Genomic DNA, 12911 nt, shown 5'->3' with positions numbered 1-12911 from the left:
AATTGTCGGCGAACGATGACGATCAAGCTTACGTTATCGTTCGCGGTATGCTATCGAGGGAGATGCTATGAAGAAGATCGCGGCGCCCATTCCTTTTGCTGGTTCCCAGATCGACCAACCGCGTCATGTCTGCGCTTTCTTCCACAGCCCTGACGAAGAGTACCGGGTCTTGCTCCCATTCATAAAAGACGGATTCCAGTGTGGCGATAAGGCAATTCACATTGTTAATCGGGATAAGCGTCAGGACCACCTGCAACGCTTGACGGCCGCGGGCATTGATACCGCAGTTGCGGAGCAAAGCGGACAGCTGGAGATTCGGACGGATACCGAAATCTATCTTCCGGAAGGCCGTTTCGATGCAGATCGCATGATTTCGACGTTCGAGCAGTTGGTCAGCGACGATGGCACCGGAGAATTCCCGCTAAGGCGCATTTGTTGTCGTATGGATTGGGCTGTTGAAAGCGGATCGCATGTGGATGATGTGATTGAGTTCGAGTCGCGGGTAAACGAGGTTTGGTGTCGGCACGAAGACGCAGTTATCTGTACCTACGATCTCGGCAAGTTTGGAGGAGACGCCATCGTTGACATCTTGCGGACCCACCCGATGGTCGTCATCGGCGGCGTCCTTCAACACAATCCCTTCTTTGTGCCGCCAGACGAATTCCTGCGTGAATTTCGCGAGCGTCGGTCTCGTCGGAGCGGCTCACCAGCGGTGGCCTGACGTGGAAGTGCAGCTCGAAGATCCAGCCCAGGAAATCAAGCGCCTTCAGCGCTGCATCAACGATCTAACGAGCCTGCTCGCTCTGCCTGCGATCTGGCGCGGCAGTGAACCGTCGCAAGTTGTTCAAACACTTCTGGATGTACTGCTCCGTATGCTCAGCTTGGATTTCGCTTACGCGCGGTTGAGCGACGCATTTGGCGTGATGCCAGTGGAGATTCTCCGAGTCGCCGAGAACAGCAAAATCAACCTGTCTGCCGAGGAAGTCCTCAATATGCTCGGCGACCCATTGGCTGCCTACGCTCAAGGGTCTCTCCCGCAAATACGGAACCAAATGGCAGTAGAAGGCATTGCGATCGTCCCCGCGCAGTTGGGCGTACATGGTGAAATCGGCGTGATCGTCCTGGGTTCTAACCGGACCGGCTTCCCTGAGAAAACCGAAAGCCTTCTTCTGAACGTAGCGGCCAATGAGGCATCTATCGGATTGCAAGAGGCAAGACTCCTAAGCGAACAGAAGCGGATCTCTGCTGAGCTCAATGCCGAGAACCAGATGTGGCCGGTCCTTAGGGAGGGCGAAATAGATCGTGCGCGGCCGTACGGACGGGTGCGCAGAGTGGAGATTGGCGAGATTCTGTATCGGCCGGGAGAGGTGGGAAGGCCGTGCTTCATTCTCTTGTCCGTCAGCTTGGAAATCGTTCAGCCAACTATCCACGGCGAACGGCTGGTCACGATCTTACGCCCAGGAATGTTCACCGGGGAGGCGGGCTCGATCGCAGGGCAACGAACCGTAGTGCAGGCCCGAGTTATACAAGCAGGTGAAATCCTGGAGGTTCGACCCGAAGACCTTCGCACTCTTGTGGCGCACGATGCAAGTCTGAGTGAGATCCTCTTGCGCGCGTTTATGTTGCGAAGGCTGATGCTCATAGACCGACAGCTGGGCAATATCGTTGTCATTGGCTCGCGACATTCTGCAGACACTCTGTGCCTTCGGGAATTTCTGAGCCGAAATGGTCATCCATTTTCTTATATCGACTTGGATATAGACGATGCTTATCGGAACCTTCTCGACCGCTTTGGAATCGCTGTCTCCGAAATCCCGATCGTGATAGGAAACGACGGGACGATGATTCTGCTAAATCCGTCAACCTCACAGCTGGCGGATTCCCTCGGACTTAACGACAATATCGACAATAGTTCGCTTCACGATCTGATCATCGTGGGCGCGGGCCCTGCAGGCCTGGCAGCAGCGGTATATGCGGCCTCGGAGGGAATAGATGCTCTCGTTATAGAAAGCCACGCCCCCGGAGGGCAGGCGGGCTCCAGTTCAAAGATAGAGAATTATCTGGGATTTCCAACCGGGATCTCCGGTCAGGAGCTAGCTACAAGCGCCACCAAGCAGGCACAGAAGTTTGGAGCGAAGATGGCGTTGGCACGCGCGATTGTTCAACTTAGGTGCCAACGTCGCCCCTACGAACTTGTCATGAACGATGGTACTGTCTTCTTCGCGCGGACTATTGTCATTGCGACTGGCGCCGACTACAAGAAGCCAACCGTTGTGAACCTGGACCGCTTCGTGGGGCACGGGATCCATTATGGCGCCACATTTCTTGAAGCTCAGTTGTGCGAAGGCGAAGAAGTCATTGTTGTGGGCGGCGGCAACTCGGCAGGTCAAGCTGCAGTCTTCCTTTCGCAGCACGCACGCAAGGTATATATGCTTGTGCGAGCCGCCACGTTGTCCGAATCGATGTCACACTATCTCATCGCACGAATTTCCGGAAATCCGTCTATCGAACTGCTGTGGAACTCAGAACTAGCCGACCTTGGGGGCGAGAGCGCTCTCGAAAACGTGAGTTGGGTCAACACGCTGAACGGAGAGGTGCGTTCGGTCAAGGCACATCACCTTTTCATCATGGCTGGCGCCTCACCTAACACAAGCTGGCTTCGTGGCCGTGTCGCTCTTGATGAGAAGGGCTTTATCCTCACCGGACGTGATCTGCCACTGGTTGTTGATCCGGATCGGAGTCCTCTCTGGCCACTTTCGCGCCCACCTTTCATGCTGGAGAGCAGCCTACCAGGAGTATTCGCAGTGGGCGATGTCCGCTCCGGATCGGTGCCAGTAAAGATGACGGGCGTCCGTGACGAACAGGAGAAGTTTCTATCGACTCAAAAGATCACAACAGCCGTGATGGATTTTCCCGGAATCATCGCCGGCACCGCTCCTGGATGGACGGAACTGCCCAGGGTGGAAGATCTGTCAATAAGAGCGACGATGACTCTCACGACGTTCGATGCGATGACCCCTCCCGGCGAAGAGGATTGACCACACCTACTTGGCCCTATTTTTCCGGCCCGGTACCGGCAAACGCCGATTGCGCCGGTAGTCATCCGTTTGCGCGGTGCGCCTCGACATCGAGTCGACATAAGCCGACTTCGAACCCTGCTCTTCCGAAACGCGCTTCTCTGCATCAACGGCGCCGGATCGAACGTCCTCATGATCCTTCATTATGCTCGACTGTCCCTGCGAATCCGCACGATGAGATAGGCAACGATTGCAATATTGAGGAGAAGCACGATGACCTTTGCGACCGTGGGATGCCGGTGGATCTCAAAGATCTCCAACGGAATCAGGGAGCCGGTAATGATAGCGGTGAACCACTCGGCCCAGCGTTTCGCGAGCCACAGACCAACCCCTTCGGTTAGAAATAGCGCGGCGTAGACGAAGCTGCCGATGCCCAGGTCCCTGAAATCCCTGGGAGGAAGGTTCGCTATCTTGGCGAGGAAATGATCCAGGTAGCGGGCTCCCGGGTTGAAGCTGAATTTTCCAGCGAATCGAGTGATTGTGTCAGCAGCGTTATTCGTGTGAATCAAGCGTAGCGCGCCAATGCCCACCACTATAAGAGTTAGCGCCTTTACTAGCTTGAAGACGGCGATCAGGCGGAGGAGCCCACTGTCTTGTCTTTTCATGAGGGCGTGTTTACCTTCTGCACGAATGTTCTACGCAGCGGCTATGCCGGACGTCTCTCGATGGTAATCGAATCGGTCACTACAAGCCGACTTAAGGTTACTAATCTTGACGCCGGAGCATCGCGCCGCAGTTTAGCTGGGTCGTGGATTGAACTGTTCTCCAGATGTTCGATGAAAATGCGTACTTTAGCGGACATGCGGCGGCTGGCAGGCCGCACGGCAAGGATTGGCACTGTTCGTTCAAACGGCGTGAGAAGACGTACAACCGTACCTTCTCTGAGTTCTGCGGCGAAGAGCCATGCTGGTGCCTGGGCAATCCCTAGATGTTCAAGAACACCCATCCTCATCTGTTCAATATCGCTGGTTCGAAAAACTCCTGTGGGGATAACACGCTTCGCGTCTTGTCCAGAGCCAAAGCTCCACGGCTGTACGGAGCCCTGCTCGACAAAAACGACAGATCGAAAGCGATTGAGATCCTCCGGCGATTTCGGTGCACCGTAGCGTGCGAGGTACTGAGGAGTTGCGACGAGAACGGTCATCGTCTGCCCTAATCTTCGCGCAACCAGAGTGGAGTCCGGGAGATCACCGGAGTGGATCGCCAAGTCGAAGCCGTCTTCGATGATCGTTGTAGGACTTTCCGATGTGGACATCTCGATTGCCATATCAGGGTAGGCAGCAAAGAAAGCAGGCAGCTTTGACACCATATGGTGGCGGGCAAATGTGGGAGGAACGGTCACACGGATGAGGCCTTTCGGAGCGGTCTGGCCTCGGCCGATTCGTGAAGTCGCGTTTTCAAAATCATCGAGAATGCGCAAAGCAGACTCGTAAAAGTCCCGACCTGGCTCAGTCAGTGCGATGGAACGAGAGGTGCGGTGAATTAGTTCGGTGCCGAGTTCATCTTCAAGGGCGGAGATCTGTTTGCTGACAGCAGGCTGACCAATTCCACGTTCTTTCGCGACAGCGGAGAAGCTCCCTTTCTCAATTACTCGGACGAACGCTTGCATCGCATCCAATCTGTCCATATAGCCTCCCTATTCCTCTACGGAATGGATTCTATTTGCTGGAGAAGGATTCACTCTTTGAGGGTGGATTATTCGTAACCCCCCACTAGTCCATTCCCCCAACTCCTTAGCGGCTATTTCATACGCCCGAGAGCATTCCCATTGGGAATGGCCTGTATTCCTTAAAGTGCCAGGTCTCCTTGCAGGAATGACACATCACATAAGCGTCAGTTAGAACTACTCAACGCGAAATGGAAGGAAACATCGATGACCGCGACTCCTAAAGAGTCTACTTCGGACCGTGAGATCCTGCTCGTTGGTCCATATGGCGTGCTTGGCACAGGAGTGATCGACGCTGTTGCCGCTAACCCGGCCTGGCGCGTCACAACAGCAGCGCGCCGACCCGCGCCGACATATCGCACCCAAGCCCCACCGCGCCACATTAGCGTGGACCTCATGGACCGTGAGGGCACGATCAAGGCTTTCTCAAATCTGGATACCGTGACCGACCTGGTTTTTGCCGCCTATGTTGAGAAGCCGACGATGGCCGAAACCGTAGAACCCAATGCCAGGATGCTAACCAATACACTGGAAGCCCTCGCGACGCGCAATGTCCCTCTCAGACGCATCGTCCTGGCCGGTGGAGCTAAATCCTACGGATTTAGTTTAGGCGCGTTCAACGCTCCAGCGAAAGAAACGGATCCCCGTCTCATCGCGCCGATCCACTATCACCAACAGGAGGACATCGTAGTCGATTGGTCGAGCAAACATGGAGCGAGCTGGACGGTTTTGCGCCCGCATCTCGTGATGGGTCCGAGCTTGAATTCGCCAATGAATCTTGTGACAAGCCTCGCTACATACGCTGCGATGAGCCGCAAACTTGGGCTCCCGCTGCGGTTTCCAGGCCGCCGCGAAGGGTGGAACGCACTTCAAGAAACCACCGATGCAGAACTATTTGGGCGTGCCACCCTGTGGGCGCTCGGCGAGGATAAGGCGCGCAACGAGATCTTCAATGTGTCGAACGGGGATGTCTATCGCTGGCGGCAGCTTTGGAACGAATTGGCTGCTTTCTATGGCCTGCCTGTCGCAGAGCCTCTGGCCATGTCGACCGTTTCGGAGATGAGTGAGAAGGGCCCACTGTGGGATTCGATAGTGGCTCACTATGGGCTGCATGCAACGCCATACGAACAGATTGCGAACTGGTCTTTTGTGGACTGGATGCTTAACTTCGGCGAAGAAACAATCTTGAGCACAATCAAGATCCGCAAGGCCGGCTTCGCAGATTGTATCGACACGCATGAGAGTTTCAGACGGCAACTCACAAAGCTTCGGGAACTTCGGATCATCCCGTAGATGCACAGACCACAAGAAGGCTTCCTCTTCTGCGCTATGCATTACTTCTGGGAATAGATGGTATTCCCAGGAGCGCCAAATCTGATTGCAGGGATGCACATCAGATAGGAGTCTGGCAGCCCCGAGCAGGATGGCGGTCAGTTGAACCAATGAAGCGATCGAGCATTTCATCGAAAATCAAAAGGAGATCTATGTCTAACTTAGCCAATAAAGTGGCACTCGTTACCGGCGGTTCGCGGGGCATCGGCGCAGCGATCGCGAAGCGTCTGGCGGCGGACGGAGCGAGCGTGGCCATCACGTATGCGAAAGACGCCAGCGCGGCTTCCGCCGTGGTGAAAGCGATTGAACTGGGTGGCGGAAAGGCTGTCGCGATCCAGGCGGACGCCGCCGACGCCGATGCCGTGAAGGGTGCGGTCGAAAAGGCCGTCGCGACCTTCGGCCGGCTGGATGTGCTGGTGAACAATGCCGGCACGGCCATTCCGAAATCGTTCGAGGAAACCACGCTGGAGGAGATGGACCGCGTGATCGACATCAACATCCGCGGAGTATTCGCCACGACCCAGGCTGCGCTGAAACACATGAAGGATGGGGGCCGCATCATCATGGTCGGTTCGGCCGTGGGCGAGCGCGCCGTTGCGCCAGGGCTTGTACCCTACGCGGCCACGAAGGGAGCCGTCAAGATGTTCACCCGGCGCTGTCCAGAGAGGTCGGGAGCCGGGGTATCACGGTCAACAACGTCCAGCCGGGTCCAATCGACACAGATCTGAATCCCGCCTCGGGTGATTGGGCGGTACCGCAGAAGGCGGCCACAGCGCTCGACCGCTACGGGCGCGTAGAGGAGATCGCCGCAATGGTGGCGTTTGTCGCCGGTCCGGAGTCCTCGTACATCACCGGGACGAATCTTACCGTGGATGGCGGAATGAATGCCTGAACCGACGCACACGAAGTCACATTGCGAATCTCGGCAAGGTAATTCTGCAGGACAGGGAAGGCCGCCGCGATTGCGAAGTGCGGGGATGATCAACACGCAATAAATATCAAATGGAGGAAGGTGTCCAATGGCAAACGTGGTGAAGAAACACAGCATCTCTTCTGAGCTAGCACAGAAAATGGTGGATCGAGCCGTGGCGAAAGCCAGAGAACTTGGCGTTAGCGAGAACGTAGCGATTCTCGATGACGGCGGCAATCTCAAAGCATTTAGCCGGATGGATGGGGCCCCGATCCTTTGCATCGAGATTGCGCAGAATAAGGCGTATACGGCTTTGTTCGGCGTCCCCACGCATGACTTGTTCAACTTTATCCAAGCCGATCCGTCGCTTTTGGCCGGCATGCCCACGCTTCCGCGTATGGCGGCGTGGGGAGGAGGATTTCCCATTAAGGTGGACGGAGAAATTGTTGGGGCGATCGGGCTGAGCGGGGCGCCCACGGTGCAGAACGACATCGATTGCGCGAGAGCAGCCCTAGCGCTCGTGTCCGATGCCGTGCCAACTAAACGGTAAGGGAGCGACCATAATGATTCATACCCACCAGACCGCGCCGACACAGTTCGTAGAGGCTAACGGAATCCGCTTCGCCTATCGCCGATTCGGCAAGGCCGGCGGCATGCCTATCGTCTTCAACATGCACTACCTGGGCACCATGGATTACTGGGACCCGGCGGTGACGGATGGCTTGGCTCGCGACCGTGAGGTGATCTTGTTCAACAACGCCGGCGTCTCAAGCAGCTCCGGCGAGGTCCCGACTACGTTCGAGCAGATGGGCACCAACGCGGTCGCCTTCAGCAGAGCACTTGGTTTGAACAAGGCGGATGTGCTCGGCTTCTCGATCGGCGGCATGGTCGCGCAGGAAATCACGCTACAGGCGCCCGATCTCGTCCGCAAGCTGATCCTGGTGGGTACCGGTCCGCGCGGCGGTGAGGGCATGGAGTCGATGACCCAAGTCGCCAAGCGGATCTTCGGCGCCGTCTATGATCCGCCCGAGAATATGTGGCTCGCGGTCCTCTTTAGTCCGTCCGAAGCGGCGCAGGCGGCAGGAAAGGAATTCCTGAAGCGGAAGCATCTTCGCCAGGAAGGTCGTGATCCCGAGGTGAACGACAAGGTTTCGGCCGCCCAGGTTGAAGCGATGGACAGATGGGGCGTCCAGAAAAAGGGCTCCTATGACTATCTCAAGATGATCAAGCAGCCAACGCTCGTGGTGAACGGCAGTAACGACCTGATCATGCCCACGGTCAACTCCTTCATCATGCAGCAGAACATCCCGGACGCGCAGCTAATCATCTACCCCGACTCCAATCATGGGTCGCAGTTTCAATATCCCGAGCTGTTTATGCAGCACGTCACGCAGTTCCTGAATGGCTGAACATGAGCAGAAAGAGCATGGGAGCGTGGAAAGTTTGTTACAAGTCGGCAACACAGGTGCGAGTATTCCAGTCGATGGCGGGATGAATGCCTCATGAGAAATCCAGGCTGATAACGTCGAGAAAGAGCGGACCAGTACGGTCGTGCTTCAGAGGAATGGGAGGTATTTAAAATGGCTGCACTTCAAGGCAAGACTGCGCTGGTGACTGGGGCGTCACGAGGAATTGGGCGCGCCACGGCATCGACGCTTGCTGAGGCCGGGGCGCATGTCCTGGTCCACTACGGCCGGTCCGTTCAGGAAGCGGAATCTCTTGTCGCCGCGATTCAAGCGAAGGGCGGAAGCGCAACTGCAATTTCAGCGGACCTGGGAACTCCGAACGGCGCGGCGCTGCTCGCTGGACAGGTGCGCTCCATCGTCGGCGATCGGTTGGATGTGCTGGTGCTCAACCGCCGGAATCAGCAAGGCGGCACGCCTTGCTGATTACACGGTAGAGGATTTTGACAACCTGTTTGCGATCAACGTCCGAAGCCCGTTCTTCCTGGTGCAGCAACCGGTGTCCGTTCTTGGCGAGGGGTCAAGCATTGCTATGATCTCTTCCGCCACAGCGCGCACGGTGGTGGGCAAGCCCGGTTTGGAAAACCCTTCTGTGATCGCTTACGCCTCTACCAAAGGAGCACTTGAGACTCTGGTCAAACACTGGGCTGCCATCCTTGGGCCAGGGGTCATCGACACGGACATGTCGAATTTTACGAAGACAGAAGCGGGACGCGCGGTTGCGCTGGAAATGCAGGCGCTGCAGCGAATCGGCAAGCCCGAGGATATTGCGGACGTCGTCGCTTTTTTGGCGTCCGATGGGGCGCGTTGGATTACGGGTGCGAGCATCCCGGTCGATGGCGGCTCAAAGCTGTAGCCGGCACGCGAGGAGAGACATGGAAATCAAGTCGAGCAAGGGCAAGGAGATCAAAATTCCAGGGCCGGACCATCCCATCACAATTTCGCCGGTTGAAGGCGAGGTCCGTGTAACGGTTGCCGGAAGGATTGTCGTCGATTCGACGCGAGCGCTGCGGCTGGAGGAGAAGGGATATCCGCCTGTTTACTACTTGCCGCGCAAACGATGCAGATATGTCGCTGCTCGTTCGGACGACTCATTACACCTATTGTCCGTACAAGGGCGATTGCACTTACTACAGCATTCCCATCGGCGGCACGAAATCGGAATATGCGGTCTGGACGTATGAAAAGCCGTATGAGGCAGTCGCCAGCATAAGAGACTACTTGGCGTTTTATCTCTCGCGGGTCGATGCAATCGAAGTCATGTCCTAAAAAAATTGCTCGGCGCATTTGCCTGAGTTGGACCAACCGAGTGAGAGAAAGGAATGAAGATGCCGAAGACTACACCCGAACAAAACAAGGCCCTCGTATTGAAGGCGTTCGACACACTTTTCAACCAACGCGATTATGCGGCCGCAGAACGCTTCTGGTCCCCTGACTACATCCAGCACAGTGCGCACATCGAACCGGGCCGTGAAGGGCTATTCAACCTGATCAAGTCGCTCCCAGCCACTCTAACGTACGAAGCCGGCGCGATTGTCGCAGAGGGAGACTTCGTGATCGTGTACGGCCGCTTTTCCGGGTTCGGAGCACCGGTGAACTGGATTGCGGCTGATGTCGTTCGCATGCAAGACGGCAGTCTCGTAGAGCACTGGGATGTCATTCAGGACGAAGCCACTGAGGAGCAGTCGAAGAGTAAAGCCCCTATGTTCGGTGACAGATTTCCGACATCTTGATCTCAGTTGATTTGAATCCAACCCAACATAAGTAACGAGAAACACGCCAGTGTCTTGTAACCACAACGCACCGATGTGCAACCGGCCTCTTCATCGCAACTCGTCCCTGCCAGAGGAGTCCTCGGCCTAGTGGGGGATCTAGTGCTCGAAACTCTGATTCGGGGTGGATTGTCGAAACTCGAACACGCTGACCCGCTAACCCAGCGATCGCCCGTTTGACTGAGCTTTCTATCTACGGGACAACATTACCCATGAGATAAGGCGAAGCTTGATTCGAATATCGGCATCTCCTTTGGAGGAAAGCGATGTACCTTTGTCAGCCATTACTTGAAGTGCTTGCCGGGCGTGGCATTGAGGACATTGATGCATTCCTGAAGGTACCATCCTGGAACGATCTTCCAGATCCTTTTTCGCTTCCGTCGATGGAAAAAGCCACGACTCGTGTGCTTTGCGCCATCCGGGGAGGCGAACACATCACCATCCACGGGGACTATGACTGTGATGGGGTGCTCGGAGCCCACATCCTACGCAGCGTACTGAGTGGTCTGGGAGCAGCAGCCAGAACATCTCTGCCTCACCGGGATGAGGGCTACGGGATCAGCTCGTCGGCTGTCCATCACTTCTCCCGCAGCGGAACGGACCTACTTATCACAGTCGATAACGGCATCAACGCGCGGGCGGCGGTGCGATTGGCTCAGCGGCTGGGAATCGACGTCGTCGTGATCGATCGCAGTACTACGTGACTGGATTGTAACGCCGACTGAGAAATATCGAGATACCGAGCACCGAAAATTATTATTTGCGCAATGAACCAAACGGCATAGCGAAATGCCTTATATCAGTATGGGGGGACGAGCAGTCGAGGCCGGCGTCCCTTGCGTTCATTGCTAGAAGGGCTCTCATCGGAATCACAAAAAACTTAGAAAAATCTCTATACCCCTCTTCTTTTCTGCCTGGTTGTGTGTATATGGATGACTGAGGTGCGGTATGGCTACAAATGATGTGCCTCCCAAGAAACCCACAAAGTATCTGTGGCCCGCGGAGGCGGTGAAAATCGCGCAGAAGAAGCAACACGCGGTCCGGCGATGCGAAGAACTGATAGCTCTGACTGGTTACGACAAAGCTGCTTGCTGGCGGTTCTTGAAAAAACACGGCGTCGAGAGACCAGGGTCCGGGTCCAGACGAACGTTCGATCCGACTACCGTTGAATCGGTCATTGAATATGTGTCGGAGCACGGTGTACGGGCCGCGTCCCAACGCTTCCACTGTGAAGCCAAGACGCTTTACAACTTGATCCATCGCCGCGGCTACTCGCGCTACGGCAAAGACCTGCTCAGCTTGCGTCAGATCTGCTCACATTTTTGTGTGCGATACAGCAAAGTCATGAGTTGGATCGAGCAGGGACTCCTCAAGGCAAAACGCGAACAAACGCGCACGGGCAGACCCATATATTCGATCGAATTTGAGGCTCTGCAGAAGTTCTGCAAGGAACACCGGAACCTCTTGATCACTCGTCGCTGGCCACCCCAACGGATCCGGTTCCTGGAAGAATAAGTGTTTGCTCCGAAGCATGCGGAATTGCTGCGTACTCGCGAAAGCAAGCGCGAGAATGGTGCATTTGATCGCGGCGAATACATAGACCCCGATGAGAACTTTCAACGCAGGGCCTGATCACACTTGTCAAGCACACCGCATCCGGAGCAGCGACCGCGTTGGTTGTGATTCCGCTTCGCCTGCTTTCGAAGCCGAGCTGCTTGAACAGCAGCGATCGTGTCCATGAGCCATTTGCGATTGGAGTCTGTAAACTCCACTCGTCGAACTTGCTGCCCTGCGTTAAATGACCAAGCCATACGGAACCTGCTCCCCCAGCTGTTCTTCAACGAGTGCACAATAGGCCAGGTTCTGGATCATGTGATTGGGATAGACCTCGCCTCGAGCCGGCGGCCGCTTCGATTTCTTTAATTCAACCGGTACAATCCCATCTGCGGTTCGGATCAAACAGTCTGGTTTACCGGAGATGCCCAGCTTTAGAGACCGCAGATTCCGTGCTGTGAATGGCTGCCCGACGAGATCCTGATAGAACACCTCTCCAGCGGGTATTCCGGTCTTCCTACGGACCGAGCGCTCAACCAAAAGAACAGGAGAGCGAGGACCATCGCGGTGGCTGCCATCAGCAATACGGTCATTTCGCCCATCCCAGCCAGCAGAAGACAATGAGAATAATCGCCAGCATCAGGGCGGCGAAAGCTGCCCAACGGTAGCTGTCACCGCGAGCAAGCGATCTGCCCTGCTCGATATGCCATGCATTTGCCTCAGCCTGTAATTCGCGAGCCACAGGTGATACCTCAGCACCATCCAGGTATTTCAGATGCCATGCTTTCGAGCAGTAGACAAACTCTGCCAATTCTGTGGCGCGAATCAGTTTTTGTTTCATCAGTTGCCTCGTTCTGAGGAATGAGACCAGTTTTTCAGCGATTGGTGCAAACGAGCGAGCAAAACGACCGTCGAAGTACGGAACGTTGCGGCATGGAACGTAGGCAACCTCGCGCAGTCGAAAGAGAGGGTAAATACCTAAGCCGTTAAAAGAAAAAAGTGTGTACGTCACTTTTGTAATGGAGAAGCGTCCCGCAGACGGCAGAGGACCTTCGAGCGGAACACGGTCAGAAGAGAAAGGGCGGGTACTTCACTTTTGTAACCGACCTGGCAGGCGTGAGGGTTATATTGACGTGT

Annotated in this window: 10 protein-coding genes and 3 pseudogenes; 10 read left to right on the top strand and 3 right to left on the bottom strand. The window is 55.7% G+C overall.

Annotated features, from left to right (window positions below; translation table 11 throughout):
* Positions 1 to 67 precede the first annotated feature (67 nt).
* Positions 68 to 721 carry an MEDS domain-containing protein gene (locus tag RBB80_RS33905; protein ID WP_433970298.1) on the top strand — a complete coding sequence of 218 codons (654 nt, stop codon included), beginning with the start codon at positions 68 to 70 and terminating at the stop codon, positions 719 to 721.
* Positions 669 to 3038, top strand: coding sequence for an FAD-dependent oxidoreductase (locus RBB80_RS33900; protein WP_433970296.1), 2370 nt, complete (start codon positions 669 to 671; stop codon positions 3036 to 3038). Before RBB80_RS33905 ends, RBB80_RS33900 begins: the two co-directional genes overlap by 53 nt.
* Positions 3039 to 3220: 182 nt before the next feature.
* Here RBB80_RS33900 and RBB80_RS33895 read toward each other — a convergent pair whose 3' ends face one another.
* Both RBB80_RS33895 and RBB80_RS33890 read right to left on the bottom strand, forming a co-directional pair.
* Complete coding sequence (locus RBB80_RS33895) at positions 3221 to 3682, bottom strand: DUF2127 domain-containing protein (RefSeq protein ID WP_433970295.1); 462 nt, start codon at positions 3680 to 3682, stop codon at positions 3221 to 3223.
* Between the two features lie 41 nt (positions 3683 to 3723).
* Positions 3724 to 4704, bottom strand: coding sequence for a LysR family transcriptional regulator (locus tag RBB80_RS33890; protein ID WP_433970293.1), 981 nt, complete (start codon positions 4702 to 4704; stop codon positions 3724 to 3726).
* 246 nt (positions 4705 to 4950) lie between these two features.
* Here RBB80_RS33890 and RBB80_RS33885 point away from each other — a divergent pair, with 246 nt between their 5' ends.
* From RBB80_RS33885 to RBB80_RS33850, 8 genes and pseudogenes are all read left to right on the top strand, one after another.
* The gene (locus RBB80_RS33885; RefSeq protein ID WP_433970291.1) at positions 4951 to 6036 is read left to right on the top strand and encodes an SDR family oxidoreductase; all 1086 of its coding nucleotides are present in this window, start codon (positions 4951 to 4953) and stop codon (positions 6034 to 6036) included.
* A gap of 191 nt (positions 6037 to 6227) precedes the next feature.
* Positions 6228 to 6967: pseudogene (locus RBB80_RS33880) on the top strand (SDR family NAD(P)-dependent oxidoreductase).
* 127 nt (positions 6968 to 7094) lie between these two features.
* Positions 7095 to 7535, top strand: coding sequence for a GlcG/HbpS family heme-binding protein (locus RBB80_RS33875; protein ID WP_433970290.1), 441 nt, complete (start codon positions 7095 to 7097; stop codon positions 7533 to 7535).
* A 13-nt stretch (positions 7536 to 7548) separates the two neighbouring features.
* On the top strand, positions 7549 to 8394 hold the full coding sequence (locus RBB80_RS33870) for an alpha/beta fold hydrolase (RefSeq protein ID WP_433970288.1): 846 nt from the start codon (positions 7549 to 7551) through the stop codon (positions 8392 to 8394).
* 171 nt (positions 8395 to 8565) lie between these two features.
* A pseudogene (locus RBB80_RS33865) lies at positions 8566 to 9304 on the top strand (SDR family NAD(P)-dependent oxidoreductase).
* Positions 9305 to 9323: 19 nt separating this feature from the next.
* Positions 9324 to 9717, top strand: a pseudogene (locus tag RBB80_RS33860) (DUF427 domain-containing protein).
* Positions 9718 to 9776: 59 nt separating this feature from the next.
* A complete protein-coding gene (locus RBB80_RS33855) occupies positions 9777 to 10181 on the top strand; it encodes a nuclear transport factor 2 family protein (RefSeq protein ID WP_433970286.1) in 405 nt (134 codons plus the stop codon).
* 305 nt (positions 10182 to 10486) lie between these two features.
* Positions 10487 to 10924 carry a DHH family phosphoesterase gene (locus RBB80_RS33850; RefSeq protein WP_433970285.1) on the top strand — a complete coding sequence of 146 codons (438 nt, stop codon included), beginning with the start codon at positions 10487 to 10489 and terminating at the stop codon, positions 10922 to 10924.
* Between the two features lie 1439 nt (positions 10925 to 12363).
* Here the strand turns inward: RBB80_RS33850 and RBB80_RS33845 are convergent.
* Complete coding sequence (locus tag RBB80_RS33845; protein ID WP_433970283.1) at positions 12364 to 12615, bottom strand: hypothetical protein; 252 nt, start codon at positions 12613 to 12615, stop codon at positions 12364 to 12366.
* Positions 12616 to 12911: the final 296 nt, after the last annotated feature.

It is taken from the genome of Tunturiibacter gelidiferens (assembly GCF_051013345.1).
In the GTDB taxonomy this organism is placed as follows: Bacteria; Acidobacteriota; Terriglobia; order Terriglobales; family Acidobacteriaceae; genus Edaphobacter; species Edaphobacter gelidiferens_A.
This window is presented reverse-complemented; position numbering and strand designations above follow the sequence as displayed.